The organism is Marinobacter aromaticivorans, assembly GCF_002806975.1.
In the GTDB taxonomy this organism is placed as follows: domain Bacteria; phylum Pseudomonadota; class Gammaproteobacteria; order Pseudomonadales; family Oleiphilaceae; genus Marinobacter; species Marinobacter aromaticivorans.
Genome location: NZ_NIHD01000007.1, coordinates 14,741 through 30,825, shown reverse-complemented (window position 1 = coordinate 30,825; position 16,085 = coordinate 14,741). Strand labels below are relative to the sequence as shown.

The 16,085-nt window shown below is 56.9% G+C and carries 18 protein-coding genes; 5 read left to right on the top strand and 13 right to left on the bottom strand.

Annotation, left to right across the window (positions count from 1 at the left end; translation table 11 throughout):
• The first annotated feature begins 143 nt into the window (after positions 1-143).
• Positions 144-1,070: a DUF808 domain-containing protein gene (locus CDH48_RS11385; RefSeq protein WP_100688869.1), complete on the top strand. Its 927-nt coding sequence runs from the start codon at positions 144-146 to the stop codon at positions 1,068-1,070.
• Here the strand turns inward: CDH48_RS11385 and CDH48_RS11380 are convergent.
• The 7 genes from CDH48_RS11380 to CDH48_RS11350 form a co-directional block, all read right to left on the bottom strand.
• Complete coding sequence (locus CDH48_RS11380; protein WP_100688868.1) at positions 1,050-1,769, bottom strand: 16S rRNA (uracil(1498)-N(3))-methyltransferase; 720 nt, start codon at positions 1,767-1,769, stop codon at positions 1,050-1,052. The two genes, CDH48_RS11385 and CDH48_RS11380, sit on opposite strands and share 21 nt — an antisense overlap.
• Entirely contained in the window at positions 1,766-2,560 is a 795-nt protein-coding gene (gene tatC, locus CDH48_RS11375) for a twin-arginine translocase subunit TatC (protein WP_100688867.1), read from the bottom strand. The genes CDH48_RS11380 and tatC overlap by 4 nt, the downstream gene beginning before the upstream one ends.
• Entirely contained in the window at positions 2,557-2,979 is a 423-nt protein-coding gene (gene tatB, locus CDH48_RS11370) for a Sec-independent protein translocase protein TatB (RefSeq protein WP_100688866.1), read from the bottom strand. Before tatB ends, tatC begins: the two co-directional genes overlap by 4 nt.
• Positions 2,980-2,990: 11 nt before the next feature.
• On the bottom strand, positions 2,991-3,224 hold the full coding sequence (gene tatA / locus CDH48_RS11365; protein WP_100688865.1) for a twin-arginine translocase TatA/TatE family subunit: 234 nt from the start codon (positions 3,222-3,224) through the stop codon (positions 2,991-2,993).
• Positions 3,225-3,314: 90 nt separating this feature from the next.
• Positions 3,315-3,644, bottom strand: a complete 330-nt coding sequence (locus tag CDH48_RS11360; RefSeq protein WP_100688864.1) for a phosphoribosyl-ATP diphosphatase — start codon at positions 3,642-3,644, stop codon at positions 3,315-3,317.
• Between the two features lie 12 nt (positions 3,645-3,656).
• Positions 3,657-4,073 carry a phosphoribosyl-AMP cyclohydrolase gene (gene hisI, locus CDH48_RS11355; protein ID WP_100689055.1) on the bottom strand — a complete coding sequence of 139 codons (417 nt, stop codon included), beginning with the start codon at positions 4,071-4,073 and terminating at the stop codon, positions 3,657-3,659.
• Between the two features lie 85 nt (positions 4,074-4,158).
• The gene (locus CDH48_RS11350; protein ID WP_100688863.1) at positions 4,159-4,794 is read right to left on the bottom strand and encodes a LysE family translocator; all 636 of its coding nucleotides are present in this window, start codon (positions 4,792-4,794) and stop codon (positions 4,159-4,161) included.
• A gap of 137 nt (positions 4,795-4,931) precedes the next feature.
• On the opposite strand from CDH48_RS11350, the gene CDH48_RS11345 reads away from it, so the two are divergent.
• Positions 4,932-5,777: a GNAT family N-acetyltransferase gene (locus tag CDH48_RS11345; RefSeq protein ID WP_198515498.1), complete on the top strand. Its 846-nt coding sequence runs from the start codon at positions 4,932-4,934 to the stop codon at positions 5,775-5,777.
• Here the strand turns inward: CDH48_RS11345 and CDH48_RS11340 are convergent.
• The 4 genes from CDH48_RS11340 to ubiE form a co-directional block, all read right to left on the bottom strand.
• Positions 5,658-7,259 carry a GMC family oxidoreductase gene (locus tag CDH48_RS11340; RefSeq protein ID WP_100688862.1) on the bottom strand — a complete coding sequence of 534 codons (1,602 nt, stop codon included), beginning with the start codon at positions 7,257-7,259 and terminating at the stop codon, positions 5,658-5,660. The genes CDH48_RS11345 and CDH48_RS11340 overlap by 120 nt on opposite strands.
• Before the next feature lie 139 nt (positions 7,260-7,398).
• Entirely contained in the window at positions 7,399-9,042 is a 1,644-nt protein-coding gene (ubiB, locus tag CDH48_RS11330; protein ID WP_100688860.1) for a ubiquinone biosynthesis regulatory protein kinase UbiB, read from the bottom strand.
• The gene (locus tag CDH48_RS11325) at positions 9,039-9,680 is read right to left on the bottom strand and encodes a ubiquinone biosynthesis accessory factor UbiJ (RefSeq protein ID WP_100688859.1); all 642 of its coding nucleotides are present in this window, start codon (positions 9,678-9,680) and stop codon (positions 9,039-9,041) included. The genes ubiB and CDH48_RS11325 overlap by 4 nt, the downstream gene beginning before the upstream one ends.
• Positions 9,680-10,462 (bottom strand): bifunctional demethylmenaquinone methyltransferase/2-methoxy-6-polyprenyl-1,4-benzoquinol methylase UbiE, encoded by a 783-nt coding sequence (ubiE, locus tag CDH48_RS11320; protein WP_100688858.1) that lies wholly within the window; start codon positions 10,460-10,462, stop codon positions 9,680-9,682. Before ubiE ends, CDH48_RS11325 begins: the two co-directional genes overlap by 1 nt.
• Before the next feature lie 126 nt (positions 10,463-10,588).
• On the opposite strand from ubiE, the gene CDH48_RS11315 reads away from it, so the two are divergent.
• Entirely contained in the window at positions 10,589-10,867 is a 279-nt protein-coding gene (locus CDH48_RS11315; protein ID WP_100688857.1) for a polyhydroxyalkanoic acid system family protein, read from the top strand.
• A gap of 14 nt (positions 10,868-10,881) precedes the next feature.
• On the opposite strand, the gene CDH48_RS11310 is transcribed toward CDH48_RS11315, so the two are convergent.
• Together CDH48_RS11310 and CDH48_RS11305 are read right to left on the bottom strand one after the other, a co-directional pair.
• Positions 10,882-11,631 carry an FFLEELY motif protein gene (locus CDH48_RS11310; RefSeq protein ID WP_100688856.1) on the bottom strand — a complete coding sequence of 250 codons (750 nt, stop codon included), beginning with the start codon at positions 11,629-11,631 and terminating at the stop codon, positions 10,882-10,884.
• Positions 11,632-11,745: 114 nt separating this feature from the next.
• Complete coding sequence (locus CDH48_RS11305) at positions 11,746-12,669, bottom strand: alpha/beta hydrolase (RefSeq protein WP_100688855.1); 924 nt, start codon at positions 12,667-12,669, stop codon at positions 11,746-11,748.
• Positions 12,670-13,022: 353 nt separating this feature from the next.
• On the opposite strand from CDH48_RS11305, the gene CDH48_RS11300 reads away from it, so the two are divergent.
• Both CDH48_RS11300 and exaC read left to right on the top strand, forming a co-directional pair.
• Entirely contained in the window at positions 13,023-14,414 is a 1,392-nt protein-coding gene (locus CDH48_RS11300) for a WS/DGAT domain-containing protein (protein WP_227521070.1), read from the top strand.
• Positions 14,415-14,483: 69 nt separating this feature from the next.
• A complete protein-coding gene (gene exaC / locus CDH48_RS11295) occupies positions 14,484-16,004 on the top strand; it encodes an acetaldehyde dehydrogenase ExaC (protein WP_100688853.1) in 1,521 nt (506 codons plus the stop codon).
• Positions 16,005-16,085 lie beyond the last annotated feature (81 nt).

The following is a 16,085-nucleotide window of genomic DNA, read 5'->3' as shown; positions in this document are numbered from 1 at the left end:
GACTCCAGGTTAGTGCTGAAGCCAGTCTATGGAACAATTCTTAAGGAAGTCTTAAAACTGTCGTTGCCGCACAGGTTTCTGGTGAATCGGGTTTCGGATACACTCGCCCGATCCTCCACCAAAACTCCCGGGAACCCAGTGCCATGGCAGGAACCAGTCTGCTCGCTCTTTTTGATGACATCGCGACAATTCTTGACGATATCTCCATGATGACGAAAGCGGCTGCCAAAAAAACCGCTGGCGTGCTGGGGGATGACCTTGCCCTGAACGCGCAACAGGTAACCGGTGTAAGAGCAGCGCGGGAGTTACCCGTGGTTTGGTCTGTCGCCAAAGGCTCGTTCGCGAACAAGGCCATACTGGTGCCGGCGGCTGTGGCAATCAGTTTTTTTGTGCCCTGGCTGGTTACACCCTTGTTGATGCTTGGCGGTGCCTTTCTGTGCTTTGAAGGCGCTGAGAAGCTGGCTCATAAGTTGTTCCACGATGAGGAAGATGCACAGCGCAGGAAAGAGCTGCTTGAGGCATTAAAACAGCCTGACGTGGATCTCAGGGTTGTGGAAAGGCGCAAGATCAAGGGTGCTATCCGCACGGATTTCATTCTCTCGGCAGAAATTATCGCCATCACCCTTGGCGTGGTAACGGCAGAGAGTATAGGCGTGCAGTTTGTGGTGCTGGCCGTGGTCGCCGTGATGATTACGGTCGGCGTATACGGTTTGGTTGCGGGTATCGTAAAGCTGGATGACGGCGGTCTTTATTTGACCCAGAGAGACAGTGCACTGGCCCGGCGGGTCGGCCGTGGCATCCTCTGGCTCGCGCCGTATCTGATGAAAACCCTGGCCATTGTAGGCACGATAGCCATGTTCCTGGTGGGTGGTGGCATTCTGGTACACGGGATACCGCCGATCTACCACGCTATCGAGGCTTTTGCCGCCGATTTTGGGGGTCTGTCTACCCTGCTGATCCCAACCATGGCAAATGGTCTGTTCGGTTTGCTGGCAGGAGCGCTGCTGGTGGCGGTACTGACACCATTGTTGCGGATGTGGGCGGCCAGATCAGAGGCAGGCGTCAAATAACCGGCTAACGAGAACGGGAACTGCCGTTTCCACCCGAAGAATACGTGGCCCCAGGTGAACACTCTGACAGCCCGCTTCCTCCAGCTTGCCTACTTCGTAGGGCGTGAAGCCGCCTTCGGGGCCGATACACAATGCGGTGGGCCTGTTCAGGTGTGTGGGGCAGGGCGCAGACGTGCCGGGATGCGCAACCAGAGCCTCCTTACCGTGTAGCAGGGCGGGCAGTTCATCTTCCACGAAGGGTTTGAACAGCTTGCGGATATGTACGCCCGGCATCTTCGTATCTTTTGCCTGCTCCAGCCCCAGGGTCAGGTTTTCCCGAAGGTTGTCATCCGACAGCCAGGGCGTCTGCCAGAAGCTTTTTTCCACCTTGTAACTGTTGATCAGCCAGATGTCCTTGATGCCCAGGGTTGCGCTGGTTTGCAGGATACGGCGGAACATTTTGGGCCGGGGCATGGCCAGGATCAGCGTAAGAGGGAGCGGGGGTGGTGGTGGCTGGTCCAGAGTGACGCTCAGTTCAGCTTCAGAATCCGTGAGGCTCAGCACCTCGCCAAGTCCCATCAGGCCATTGACACGGCCAACCGGAAGCCGGTCGCCTGTGTTTGCACCCAGTACAGATCGGATGTGCGCAAGGCGGCGGCCCCGCAGCACCACACGGTCGGGCGCCACGAAGTCCTCATCAAACAGTAAGGCCAGGTTCATTCAGACGATGGCTCGTCTGCGTCTGCTACTTCACGTACGGCCAGCCGGCCAAATAAAATGCCCAGCTCGAAAAGAATCCACATGGGCAGCGCGAGAAGGGTCTGGGAGATGACATCTGGCGGGGTCAGCATCATGCCAATCACGAAGCAGCCCACCACCACGTATGGCCGTTTCGCGGCCAGGTCTGCCGGTGTTGTGGCGCCGCTCAGGATCAACAGAATGGTGGCAATGGGAATCTCGAAGGCGATCCCGAAGGCAAAAAACATCTTCAGCACAAAATTCAGGTAACTGCTGATATCCGGTAGTTCAACAATGCCTTCGGGGCCTATGGCCGTGAAAAAACCGAATACCAGGGGGAACACCACAAAATACGCAAATGCAGCACCCAGGTAGAACAGTATCACGGAGGTAAACAGCAGCGGAAAAGCCAGGCGTTTTTCATGAGCGTAAAGCCCCGGCGCAACAAAACTCCAAAGCTGATACAGAATGATTGGAATAGCCGCGAAGACCGACAGAAACAGGGCCAGTTTAAGGGGCGCAAAAAATGGCGAGGTGATGTCTGTGGCAATCATGGTCTGGCCGACAGGCAGCAAAGACCGTATGGGTTCGGATAGCCAGAGATACAGCTCGTTGGCGAAGGGATAAATGGCTGCAAAGCAGATAACCACCGCCAGGATCATTTTCAGCAGCCGGTTGCGGAGTTCCAGCAAATGTTCGACGAGAGGCATTTCCGGTTGATCGGCTGAGTTGTTCTGACGGCCTGACTTGTCGCCATCTGTTTTTGCATTCATGAAGATGGGTCCGAGGGTTTCTGCACGGTGTCTGGCTCAGCTTGCCCGTTTTCACCCGGGCCCGGGCTGGTGTCGCCCGGCTGACTCTGGTCTGTGATGGCCGGCTTGCCGGTGGCGGCCTTGCCGGCGGGTTTGTCCGACATGATCATATGCTCGTATTGCCTGGCTTCATCCAGAGCACCGCGCACGGTTTTCTTTACGTCATCAAGGCCGACATCACCTGCTTCGCGCAGCTCTTTTCTGAGCTCTTCGGCTTTCAGCTGGCGGTCCAGCTCCGAGGTGAACTGGCTGACCATACGCCGCGCACCACCAACCCAGCGACCGGCAGCGCGGGCGGCGGTCGGTAGCCGTTCGGGGCCAAGCACAAGCAAGGCAATAACACCGCAGATCAGCAGTTCAAGAAAGCCGATATCAAACATTCGGTCAGGTCTCAGCTTTTGGTCTTGTCCCCGGGCTTGTCTGCAGCTGCCTGCCTGTGCTGTTCTTCAGGCTTGCCTTCCAGCGAGTCGGGGTCGTCTGCCTTGTCGTCGTCATCGTTCATGGATTTTTTGAACCCACGAATAGCACCGCCCAGGTCGGTGCCGATATTACGCAGCTTCTTGGTTCCGAACAGAAGAATGACGATACCCAGTACAATAAGAAGTTGCCAGATGCTGATGCCCATTACGGGACCCTCGTTTTGATGTTTACGTAAGTTGCTATTATACGTCACCGGGGCAGGGTGGCGGAAACCCTCGTAAGGGGTATTACCCACTCACTTGCTGCGGGATGCTTTTTCTTCCAGGCCGGAGAGATCGAACCGGCTGGCCAGCTCATCAAGAACATCCCTGGAGCCCAGGCCAAGACTGGAGAGCATAACCATGCTGTGAAACCACAGGTCTGCGGTTTCGCTGATCACTGCCCGGGTGTCTCCCGAATGCTCGGCGTCTTTCGCCGCCAGCAGCGTTTCAGTGCATTCTTCACCCACCTTTTCCAGTATCTTGTTCAGGCCTTTGGCATGGAGGCTGGCCACGTAGGATTTTTCCGGGTCGGCCGATTTCCGCGCTTCCAGAACCCGCGTCAGATTTTCCAGGACATCACTCAATGAACACGCTCCTCAGTTGCTGCCGTATATGGCATCCGGGTCTTTGATAACAGGCTCAACGCTTACCCACTGGTTATCCCGCAGGGAACGGTAAAAACAGCTGCGCCGACCGGTGTGGCAGGCAATACCGCCTTTCTGTTCCACTTTCAGCAGTATGACATCTTCGTCGCAATCCAGGCGGATGTCTTTCACAACCTGTTGGTGCCCGGACGTTTCGCCCTTGCGCCAGAGCTTGCCCCGTGATCGCGACCAGTAAACCGCCTGGCCTTCCTCCGCCGTCAGGCGCAGTGACTCCCGGTTCATCCAGGCCATCATAAGGATATCGCCGGTGGTGGCATCCTGGGCAATGGCCGGCACAAGACCGTCAGCCGTCCAGCGAATGCTCTCAAGCCAGTCTGGAGCGCCTAGATTATCAGATAAGTCTTTCATTTTGATGAATCCCGAGAAATTTGGGTTGCGGATAAAAGTAACCATAAAACAAACAGGCTGCTGATGTGCAAGTTGTAACAGCCTCTCACCGGATGTGGGCGTTGGCCGTTGCCAGTTTAAACGCCAACCCCGCGAAAACCGTGCCTGCTATCCGGTTCAGATACACCTGGGCTTTGGGGGACTTGCTCAGCCAGTTGCCCAGCGCCCCTGCCAGCACCGCGATACCGCTGAAAACCACCAGAGAAGTGACCATGAATACGCCACCCAGGAAAAATATTTGTGGCATCAGGGCGCCGTTGTCGGGTGAGGCGAACTGAGGCAGGAAGGCGAGAAAAAAGATTGAAACCTTCGGGTTGGTGATGTTCATGATAATACCGCGCCGGTACAGGGCGCCACTTGATCGCAGGTTGCTGCCGGGTACATTCAGAGAACTTGCCGACGCCCGGAATGCCTGCCAGGCGAGGAATAGAAGGTATGCTGCCCCGGCTGTTTTCAGAACCGTAAAGGCAATTAGCGAGGTCTGAAAGATGGCCGCCACTCCCAGAGCAACTGCCGCCGTATGGGCAATAAGCCCGGTGCACAGTCCCAGTGTCACCAGCACCCCGGATCGTTTTCCGTAAAGCGCCGACTGAGTAAGCACGAAAATATTATCCGGCCCCGGCGCAAGACCGAGCAGAGTGGATGCAAGAATAAAGGTAATAAGGGACTCAGCGGGGATCATGGGTCAGGTTGACTCCTGCCAGCAATACGTGTGTGCTGATGATACTGAATTTTGGCCATCCTCTGCAGAGGCTGTAACAGTAAAACGGGTACAAAGAGGCTGTTTGTTACGCTGGATGGGGTGAAGGAGGTGCTGCTTTGAATACACCGGTCCCTGGCATTTTCCCCCTTGGCTCGCAACATCTGCCGGCGGCGGCAGACCTGTGTGCTCTGGCCATGAAGGATAATCCGCTGCATGTGCGGGTGTTTGGGCAGCCTGATTCGCCAAGGGTGCGCCGGCTGACCCGGTTATTCCGGGGGTTGCTCGCTTATGTGCATCGCAAAGGCGCTCTCGTCGGGGCTTTTAACGGGCGTGAACTGGTCGGTGTGATCGGCCTGTTGCCGCCCCGGCACTGCAAACCGGCTTTTCGCGATATGCCGGGGCTGTTGCTGGCTCTGCTGATGTCCACCAAAAGCCCCGTAGGGCTTATACGTTTGGCTGTCTGGCTGGGAACCTGGGCCAGAATCGATCCGGCTGAGCCCCACTGGCACCTGGGGCCGCTTGCGGTGAAGCCCGCGTGGCAGGGCTCAGGTATTGGCACACAGCTGATGAAGCATGCACTGCACCATGGTAAAGGGGACTGTTTTTATCTGGAAACCGACACGCCCGCCAATGTGGTGTTCTACGGGAAGTTCGGCTTTTCTGTGCGGGCTGCCCCGGAGATTCTGAGCTTGCCAAGCTGGGTGATGATCCGGCCTGGTGCAGCAGGTGATGGTGGGGTTGTCGTTCGTCATGGACAGGTTCAGTCCGATGATCGTGACGAGAGGCTTTGCTTCATCGCTTACCGCTGTATGTATGTCAAACCCGGGCGGGGTATCGAATGTTCAGTGCCACTGTTGCAGAACTTTATGCGCACCTTTTTCCGCAATCATTACGGTGGGTGCGTGGATATTGCTACCGGTAATGGTTGGCATGATGGACGCGTCAATAACACGAAGCCCTGATAGCCCACGCACCTTGAGGTCGGCATCCACTACCGCCATATTGTCGTTGCCCATTTTGCAGCTTCCGGCCGTGTGATACACGGTCTCAACGTGCTGTCTGATCCATTCTTCCAGCTGCTCATCGGTTTGCACGTTCTTACCCGGGCACTCCTCTCCACCGTTAAAAAACGCCATTGCCGGCTGATTAAGTATGTCCCGGCAAAGGCGCACGCCTTTGACCAGAGCCTTCAGTTCTTTTTCTTTTTCAAAATAATTGGCTTCAATCCTCGGGGCGGCAAAAGGATCTTTACTGGCGAGTTTAATGCTGCCACGGCTCTCAGGGCGCAGGTGGCACACGTGCAGTACATACCCGCTTCTCATGGGCGTGAACAAACCCTCACCGTGAGGCTGCATGCGTATTGATGCGAACTGTAACTGCAGGTCGGGTATCGGTTCTTCCGGGCTGGATTTCACAAAGCCACCCGCATCGGTCGGTGTAAAGATAAAGTTTTTACCAAACAATACCTTGCTGAAAAACCTGATGCTTTGCGGGTGAGGGGCAGTAATGAGCGAGCCGCCGGCTTTGCTCAGGTAACGGAGAATAACATCCGGGTGGTCCTGCAGGTTCTCACCCACACCCGGTAACTCGTGTACCAGCGGAATTGCGTGCTGTGCCAGCTCTGCGGCCGGCCCTACGCCGGAGAGTTTCAATAGCTGTGGGCTATTGATTACGCCTGCACTTAAAATCACTTCTTTACGGGCAGTAAGCTGTTCACGCTTACCTTGTCTACCATCCCGGCAAACCTCTATGCCCACAGCCTGTTTGCCGTCGAACAGCACTCTGGTGGCCTGTGTTCTGGTCAATACGGTCAGGTTGGGGCGCTCCAGCACCTCGTCCAGAAAGGAATAGGCCGCATTGGCACGATGACCAAACGGTGTCTGGGTTACCTGAAAATATCCACAGCCTTCCTGACTGGCGCCGTTAAAGTCATCCGAGAAAGGAATCCCGGCTTCGCCACAGGCTTTCACGAACGCTTCGCTGGTGGGAAAGTGAAAGTTCGTGTCCACCACATCCATAGTGCCCTGGTCGGAGTGATATTGGTTCGAACCACGAGCCCAGCGCTCCGATTTTCTGAACCAGGGCAGTACCTCGTTGTAGCTCCAGCCTTCGTTGCCCAGTTCTGACCAATGATCGAAATCCCATTGGTGGCCGCGGGCATAAATCATCGCATTGACCGAACTGCTTCCACCCAGGCCCTTACCCCGGGGCCAGAAAAAGCGCCGGTTCCCCGTGCGCGCCTCGGGCTGGCACCGGTAGCCCCAGTTAAACCGCCTGCTTTTCATCAGCATAAGCATGTTTAAAGGGTTGGTGCGGCGCACAAGATAATTGCGGTCGCTGCCACCGGCTTCAATCAGGCAAACCTTGTGGTCAGGGTTGGCACTCAACCGGTTGGCTAAAACACATCCGGCCGAGCCTGCACCGATAATGATGAAGTCGTACATTCTGGCAAATCCCGTGGTTTGCGTTTCACGGATAAAACGCTATATCTCACTGCCCGGCCCCATGCCCTGGCCATAACCTGCATGAGTTCCACAGACGCTGCAAAGAAATTTTTCAGTTGTGTGGCAGATTTCTCAATGTTCAGCGGCTGCCGCGCACAACCAGAGCGCCGGCTGCAGCCAGCGCCGCCCAGGTCCACAGCGGAGCATTCTCTGCCCATTCGCGGGCTTCTGGCTGGGCTCCGATAAAGGCTGCGGCAACCAGAGCGATAGCTGCAATGCCCCGGCGCCAGCGTCGGTCGGTTCTGCGCTGTTGTTCCCGAAGCAGGGCCAGTGTGTCCTGATTCTGTTTTTCGGTGGGGCCGGCGCTGCGCAGTTGCAGCAGGGCATCATGAACCAGTTGCGGCATTTCCGGGGACTGTTCCAGCCAGGAGGGCAGGTGGGTCTGCAGGGATTTGATCAGGCCGGCGGGACCAATGCGCTTGCGCATCCAGGCTTCCAGGAAAGGCTGGGCTGTGCTCCAAAGGTCGAGATCCGGGTAGAGCTGGCGGCCAAGGCCTTCCACGTTGAGCAGGGTTTTTTGCAGTAATACCAGCTGCGGCTGCACTTCCATGTTAAAGCGGCGCGCGGTCTGGAACAGGCGCAGCAGGAAGTGACCGAAGGAGATATCCTTCAGGGGCTTCTCAAAAATGGGTTCGCATACCGTGCGGATAGCGGCTTCAAATTCATTGACCCGGGTATCCGGCGGTACCCAGCCGGACTGGATATGCAGTTGCGCAACTTGCCGGTAATCCCGGCGGAAAAAGGCCAGAAGGTTGCGGGCCAGGTAGCTTTGGTCATCCGGTGCCAGGGTGCCGACAATGCCGAAATCTATGGCAATGTATTTTGGGTCGGACGGGTTGCTCACATCCACGAAAATGTTGCCCGGGTGCATGTCTGCATGAAAGAAGCTGTCGCGGAATACCTGGGTGAAGAAGATCTCGACGCCTTTTTCAGCCAGGACCTTCAGGTTCACCCCCGCCGCCTTCAGGGCCGGGATATCCGCAATGGGAATGCCGTGGATGCGCTCCATTACCATTACAGATTTTCGCGTGTAGTCCCAGTCGATGAAGGGAATGTAAATCAGCGAGGAGTTCTCGAAGTTCCGGCGTAGCTGGCTGGCGTTGGCAGCTTCGCGCTGAAGGTCCAGCTCGTCGTGAATGGTGGCGTCGTAATCCGCCACCACATCGACCGGGTGCAGCCGCTTGCCTTCGGTCCAGTATTTTTCCAGCAGGTTGGCCATCATGTACATCAGCGCGAGATCCTGCCGGATCACCTTTTCGATCCCCGGGCGCAGCACCTTCACTACAACGTCCTGGCCGTTCAGCAGGGTTGCGGCGTGCACCTGTGCCACCGAGGCGGAGGCCATGGGGTCGGAGCTGAAGGTTTTGAACAGTTCGGAAACCGGGGCGCCAAGAGAGGTTTCTATGATTTGGCGGGCGGTGTCGCTGGGGAAGGGGGGAACGCGATCCTGCAGGTTTTTCAGTGATTCCGCCATGTCGTCGGGCAGGAGATCACGACGTGTGGAGAGAATCTGGCCGAATTTCACGAAGACCGGCCCGAGTTCCTCCAGAGCCAGGCGCAGGCGGTCACCGCGGCTGAGTTTGGGTTGCGGGAACAGGTGCCAGGGCGCCAGCAGGAAAAAGACCTTTAACGGCCCCGGAAGCTCGGCAATGGGCAGAAACGTGTCCAGCCGGTAGCGGCAGAATACCCAGGAAATTCGGAACAGGCGTTGCAGGCGGATCACGGAGTCTCCGGTTTGTCTGTGCTGCCGCGGTATCTCAGCTGGTTTACGCGGGCTTCAAGGCGTTCAGTGCGCAGGTTGAGGGTGTCGATATCTTCAAAGGTGGCTTCCAGTTCACGCCGCCCGGGCAGGGCGCGGCTTTCCTCATGCACGTATTCTTCGATGTTGGCGTTCAGGGTGCTGAAGGCCTGGCGGCTCCAGCTCACGGCATCGCGCATACGCTTGCCAATGAAATGCGCCGGCACATCGCCAATGTGACTTGCCATGGCGGCTTCCCAGTCCGGGTTAAGCTGATCCAGCGCACGCTGAAACTGGTGTGCCAGACCGGTGTCGCCAGCTATATTCAGGCGCTTATCCGTAAAAACGCGGTTATCACCGGTGGCCAGTGCTGCAAACGCCAGGGGCTTGCCGCTGATTTCCAGGGCCGGTTTTTCCAGGGGCTGGCTGTGTACCTGCACCCGGTTGCCGGCCTGATGTAACGAGAAGGTCAGCACAACCGGGTCGGTAATACGAAACTGTACCGGCCCTTGAAGGGCTCCCAGCAACGCCTTCCGGCCTGCCGGGTCCAGCTCGAGGGCACGGTTCATTGCCCGCTCGATTATGGCGGTGAGCGCCGCAAGCAGGGTCGGGCCCGGAAACATCAGGGTTTGATTCCCACGTGCAGGGCAACAATGCCACCGGTCATGTTGTAGTACTTGCAGTTCACCAGCCCGGCGTCTTCCATCATGCCCTTGAGTGTGTCCTGGTCCGGATGCATGCGAATGGACTCGGCCAGATACTTGTAGCTCTCACTGTCGCCGGCAATAAGCTGGCCCATCAGTGGCAGGGCAGTGAATGAATAGGTGTCATAAGCTTTGCTGAGCAGCGGATTGGTGGGCTTGGAAAACTCCAGTACCATCAGCTTGCCGCCAGGCTTCAGTACGCGGGTCATGTCCCGTAACGCCTGGTCCTTGTCGGTCACATTGCGCAGGCCGAAGGCGATGGATACGGCGTTGAAGTTGTTGTCCGGGAAGGGCAGATGCTCGGCATCGGCCTGCACGTACTCGATATTGCCGGCGTAACCACGGTCGATCAGGCGGCTGCGGCCAACCTGCAGCATGGAGGCGTTGATATCGGCAAGAACCACCTTGCCTTCCGGCCCGACCAGGTCGGAGAATTTCATGGTGAGGTCACCGGTGCCGCCGGCGATGTCCAGAACCTGGTGGCCCGGACGCACGCCGGAAAGTTCAATGGTAAAACGCTTCCATAACCGGTGAACACCCATCGACATGAGGTCGTTCATGAGGTCGTATTTGCCCGCGACGCTATGAAAAACTTCAGCTACCTGGCCGGCTTTCTGGCTCTTTGGCACATTTCTGAAACCGAAATGGGTTACGTCGTCCTGGCCATCAACGGGGCTGGCCGGCGTTTTTTGCTCGCTCATGGGGCATGTCCTGTCAGAAACTGAACCCCGTATTCTAACGGTTGACGGGGTTGCTACAAGAGTGGCTAGACGTTAAATACCGCCTTACACTGTAAAACCGTTCAATTTTGAAGAGAAAACTGATTCATGTCCGTAATCGATGTGCACCGTTCACACACGTTTGATAAAGAACATGCCCGTGAAGCGGCCGAAGCGCTTGCCCGGGATCTGGCCAGCAAGTTCGAGCTCAATTATCAGTGGGAAGGGGATCACCTGAAGTTCAAGCGCTCCGGCGCCAGGGGCCACCTGAACATCACCGGCAACGATCTGCATGTGCATCTCGAACTGGGTATGCTGCTGCGGCCTTTCAAATCGCGGATTGCGCAGGAGATTCACAGCCAGCTTGACCAGATTCTGGGAGCCTGACGCTTCCGGCCGGTTCAAAGGTCGCCCGGTAGTGAAAAAGGCTCGGGATGCCCGTTAATAATGTTGTCCATAACCTGTTTTTCCCGGGTGACCAGCCGGTCAATCAGCACGTCCACTTTGTCCATTTTCCGGAATGCGGAATATCCCCTGTGAAGGAAATTGTGCAGATCGCTAAGATCGGCCATTTCCGCCGGCGTTCTGCTGATTGAGAGCAGCCAGCCCAGTGTACGGTTGCGCACGTAGCGGTCGAGCCGTTCCCCCACATCCGCAACCAGCACCACCTGCTTTCTGCGCTGCTCCAGTCTCTGACTGGCGCGGTACACCTCGCAGTAGCGTTCGCGGGTGACTGATCTTGCGGGGATGCCACGTTCATCAAGCAGTTCCGCCAGCTCAAGATCCAGCTGCTGGGTAATCAGGTTCAGCTCCACCAGTCCTGCGAGCGTATCCAGCTGGTTATCCGGCAGCCACTTGACCAGTTTGGGGAACACCCGGTCTATGTTGTCATCGCGCCGGCTCATAGCGGCGGGGGCGTACAGATCGGTGAGCAGAAATTCCAGGCCCGCGTGATAACCTGGGTGCTGATACAGGTCCTGGTGGGTTGATTTCAGGCGCTCAGCTTGCCAGTCGGCAATCAGGAAGGTGCTTTCCAGCAGCCGGTGCCCCGCTTTGTGCTGCCGGAAATCGTGATAATCCAGTAAAAGCTGTTGCAGGCGATAGGCGCTTTCTGAGCGCACTTCCGTGCCAACAAGGCGCTCACGATACATGGTGCCAACTCCGTCCGTTTGCGTAGAGGCAGCCAGTTTACCGGAGGCAAAGCCTGTGTGCAGTATGCCCGGTCTGTTAACAGGCAATCCGGTTGGAGGTCGGGTCAGGCTGGTTCAGCCCTGAGCGGCGGCTGGCAGGGATTCAAAGCCGGGTAACCATTCCTTGCTGTCGAGCGTCACGAAATGGCTAGGCGCCTGGGTTTCAATGATGCGCATGGTGGTCGGGCTCTGGCGTGCACTGGCCAGCATGGCACTGCGATCGAGAATGCGATCCACGCCGGGAATCAGGAAGGTACCGTGGCGCACATGTTGATAAACAGCCGTGTCGGTGCGCGCCATCCAGTCGAAAATGTTTTCTATATTGCGAACAATGGTCAGATGGTCGCGGGTTGCGTAAAACAGCTTGCCCAGCAGCTGTTTTTTGCGTGGGTTCATCTTGCCGAAAAACGTCTGCCCGTAAGCGGATGAGGGGGCGCTGTTAATCAGCCGGATCAGCCAGGGCCACATGCCGTGGCTAACCGGTTCCAGAAGCGTGGTAACCAACGGGTGAACTTTGCCCTGTGGCAGAGCCGGCGCCTCCAGAACCACTTCTACATCCTCGTAGAGCTCCGGTCGCTGTCTTATCGCCTCAAGAATAACCGCACCACCCCGCGAATGGCCGTGAACCCGCACGTTACGGGTGTTCGGGAGGTTTGTAAGAGCCTGGTTCAGGATACAGGCGTCGTATTCAATGGTGCCTTCCAGGTATTTGATCGGCACTTCCCAGTCCGGGGTCTCCGGCGTTACGCCATTTACCGGAATGTGGTAATTGCTGCAGGTAAGCAGGATCAGTTCGGTAGTAGGTGCATCGTAGGTCTGGGTGAAGTAGCAGTGATTCTCCAGGAAGCCATGCACGCCAATCACGGTTTGCTGAGCTTCTCCGCTGTGATTGCGAACAGAAACGGCTCCTTCACCAACACGAAACACGCGCCCGGAGAACATTTCCGAATAGGCGCTGTCGATTGGCTTGATCAGCTTGCGGATATGGCTTGCTTTCATATTGCTTCTCCTCCCAGCACGGCTATCGCCTGTTTTCGGAGTCTGGCCATCAGACCGTGAATGTGCTGGTAACCCTGTTGTACTCCCTTTTGGCCCGATCTTTATTGGCGCTGGTAACAGTGTTTTTGAAATGCTGTGGCCAATCGGTAACCGCCGGAACATGTAATAACTTTTACATCAAGGCTTATAACCAGTATACGAGTGAAGATGGGTTGGCGTGTAATTTTTTGTAACCAAATGCGACAGATGTGTCTGTGGAGCCGGTCGTGCATGTCTGGCACAATGCAGAACGGTCATTTCCACTCCACTTCTTCCGGGGACGTTCGGGTTTGAATCACGAGCAAACGAATCTCATGCTTCCTGCGGATTCAGCCTGGTTGGCTCTGGAGAACCCCCGGAACCCCATGACCATCACCGTTATGATGCGGGCGGAAGGCTTGACTGCGTCTCGGTTAAGGGAGTTTTTGCAGGTTTACTGGGTAGCCTGGGAACGCTTCCGGTATCGGCCGGTAGAACGCGCCCCCGGCTGGTGGTGGGAGCAGGATCCGGTCTTTGATCTCAGGCATCATCTGGACGTGGTGCTGGACCGTTTCACAGAATCGTCCCTTCAGGCGTGGGTGTCTGCCCACCTTAACCAGCCACTGCCTCTGTATTGCCCATTGTGGAAATTCTGGCTGGCACCAAATGCCGAAGGCGGTGCAGTCTTGTTGCTCCGGATACACCACTGTTATGCAGATGGCGTCTCGCTCACCGGTATTTTTGATCGCCTGTGTTCTGCCTCGCCACAGCAGCACCCGGCAATATACGGAGCGCGGCAAGACGGAGACTGGTCTCCCTGGATAAACGCGGCCAAAGAGCGGTTTGAACAGTTTGTCGGTGGTGCCACGGTTACCGCAACGGCCGGAAAAAAACAGCGCGCGCAAGCTGAAAGCCCTGAAGAGCAAGCCGGTAGTCTACTGGATCAACTGGCCCGGAACGGCCTGAAGCTGGTTAATGAGTTCACTGACTTTATGGCGGAACAGGAAGATACGCCATCCGATCTGAAGCGCCCCTTGTCGGGGCACAGGCAGTGCCGGTGGTCTGCGCCCGTTCCACTTGACAGCTTCCGGTCAATCGCCAAAGCGACGAACGTAACAGTGAACGATGTCCTGCTGAGCTGTGTGGCGGCCGCGGTTCGCCCGTGCCTTGGCCTTTCCGGCAGCGCCCTGGACGATGCCGTTATGCACGCCGCCGTCCCCGTTGATATCCGCAGTCGCCTGCCGGCGGACCTGCAGCCGGAGCCCGGCTCGCTCGGAAATTATTTTGGCACCGTGTTTGTCCCCTTGCCTGTGGATGGGGAGAGCGGCCTGGAGCGGCTCTATCGCATCAAGCAGGAAACCCGGCGCCTGAAAAAGAGCTGGCAACCGGGAATCGCCTGGGGGCTGACAGCCTGTTCACCCCTGATACCTGAACCCCTGCGCCAGCCGCTTTCAGAGGTTTTTTACCGAAAAGCCAGTGCGGTGGTGTCGAACGTACCGGGCACCCCGGATGCACGCTACATCGCAGGCTGCCGGATTACAGAACAGATGTTCTGGGTGCCTCAGGCCGGTGATATCGGGCTGGGCGTCAGCATTGTCAGCTACGCCGGGCAGGTACAGTTCGGTGTTGTGGCAGATGAATCGGTGCTGGCAGACCCGGGAATTTTTCTGCAGGACTGCCTGCAGGAACTATCGGAATTGCCAGGAGGTTCACCTATTGTTGTTTGAGGTCTACAGTGAATAGGTAAACGCGAATGATCGCGTTGTCATTGACCAACCCAACAAGAGGTGATGACCATGATCTACGAACAACCAGGAAAAGACGGCTCTGTCGTTTCTTTCAAAACCCGTTACGAAAACTACATTGGTGGCGAGTGGGTTGCGCCGGTTAAAGGCCAGTACTTTGAAAACATAACGCCTATCACCGGTGATGTTATTTGCGACATCCCGAGATCCTCCGCTGAAGACATCGATCTGGCACTTGATGCGGCCCATAAGGCAGCGCCCGCCTGGGGCAAGACTTCAGTCGCCGAGCGTTCCAACATCCTGCTTAAAATAGCTGACCGCATTGAAGCCAACCTGGAAAAGCTGGCCGTTGCCGAAACCTGGGACAACGGCAAGGCGGTTCGCGAAACCCTGAATGCAGATGTCCCGCTCGCTGCCGACCACTTCCGTTATTTTGCGGGTTGTATCCGGGCCCAGGAAGGGCACATGGGCGAGATCGACCACAACACGGTGGCTTATCATTTCCATGAGCCGCTGGGTGTCGTGGGGCAGATCATTCCCTGGAACTTCCCGTTGCTGATGGCGGCCTGGAAACTGGGTCCTTGCCTTGCAGCCGGTAACTGCACCGTGCTCAAGCCCGCCGAGCAGACGCCCGCCAGTATTCTGATACTGATGGAGCTCATTGGTGATCTGCTGCCACCGGGTGTTGTCAACATTGTTAACGGTTACGGCGTTGAGGCCGGTGAGGCGCTGGCAACCAGCAAACGCATCGCCAAGATAGCGTTTACAGGCTCTACGCCAGTGGGTTCGCACATTCTCAAGTGCGCGGCAGAAAACATCATTCCGTCAACGGTTGAGCTGGGGGGTAAGTCGCCCAACATCTATTTCTCGGATGTCATGAAGGCCGAGCCGGAGTTCGTCAACAAATGCGTTGAAGGCCTGGTGCTGGCGTTCTTCAACCAGGGTGAAGTGTGCACCTGTCCGTCACGCGCGCTGGTGCAGGAGGACATGTTCGAGGAATTCATGCAGAAAGTGGTAGAGCGCACCAAGGCTATCAAGCGCGGCAACCCGCTGGATACCGATGTGCAGGTGGGCGCCCAGGCCAGCAAGGAGCAGTTCGACAAGATCATGTCCTACCTCGAGATCGGCAAGCAGGAGGGTGCTGTTGTGCTGACTGGCGGTGAAAAAGAGGACATGGGCGACGAGTTCCGCAACGGCTTCTACGTTCAGCCCACTTTGTTCAAGGGTGATAACAAAATGCGGGTGTTCCAGGAGGAAATCTTTGGCCCGGTGGTGGGCGTAACCACTTTCAAAACCGAAGAGGAAGCGGTAGCCATTGCCAACGACACGGAATTTGGCCTCGGCGCCGGCGTCTGGACCCGTGACACCAATCGTGCCTACCGGGTGGGGCGGAATATTCAGGCTGGCCGGGTCTGGATGAACTGCTACCACGCCTATCCGGCCCACGCTGCCTTTGGCGGCTATAAAAAGTCCGGTGTAGGCCGCGAAACCCACAAGATGGCGCTGGATCATTATCAGCAGACCAAGTGCATGCTGACCAGCTACGACATCAACCCGTTGGGCTTCTTCTAGTTGCCTGGCCGCGGCAGGTGGCCTCCGCGGGGGCCATCTGCCGCACACGCATTACATGTGCCTTAACCGTTGTGAAGCCAA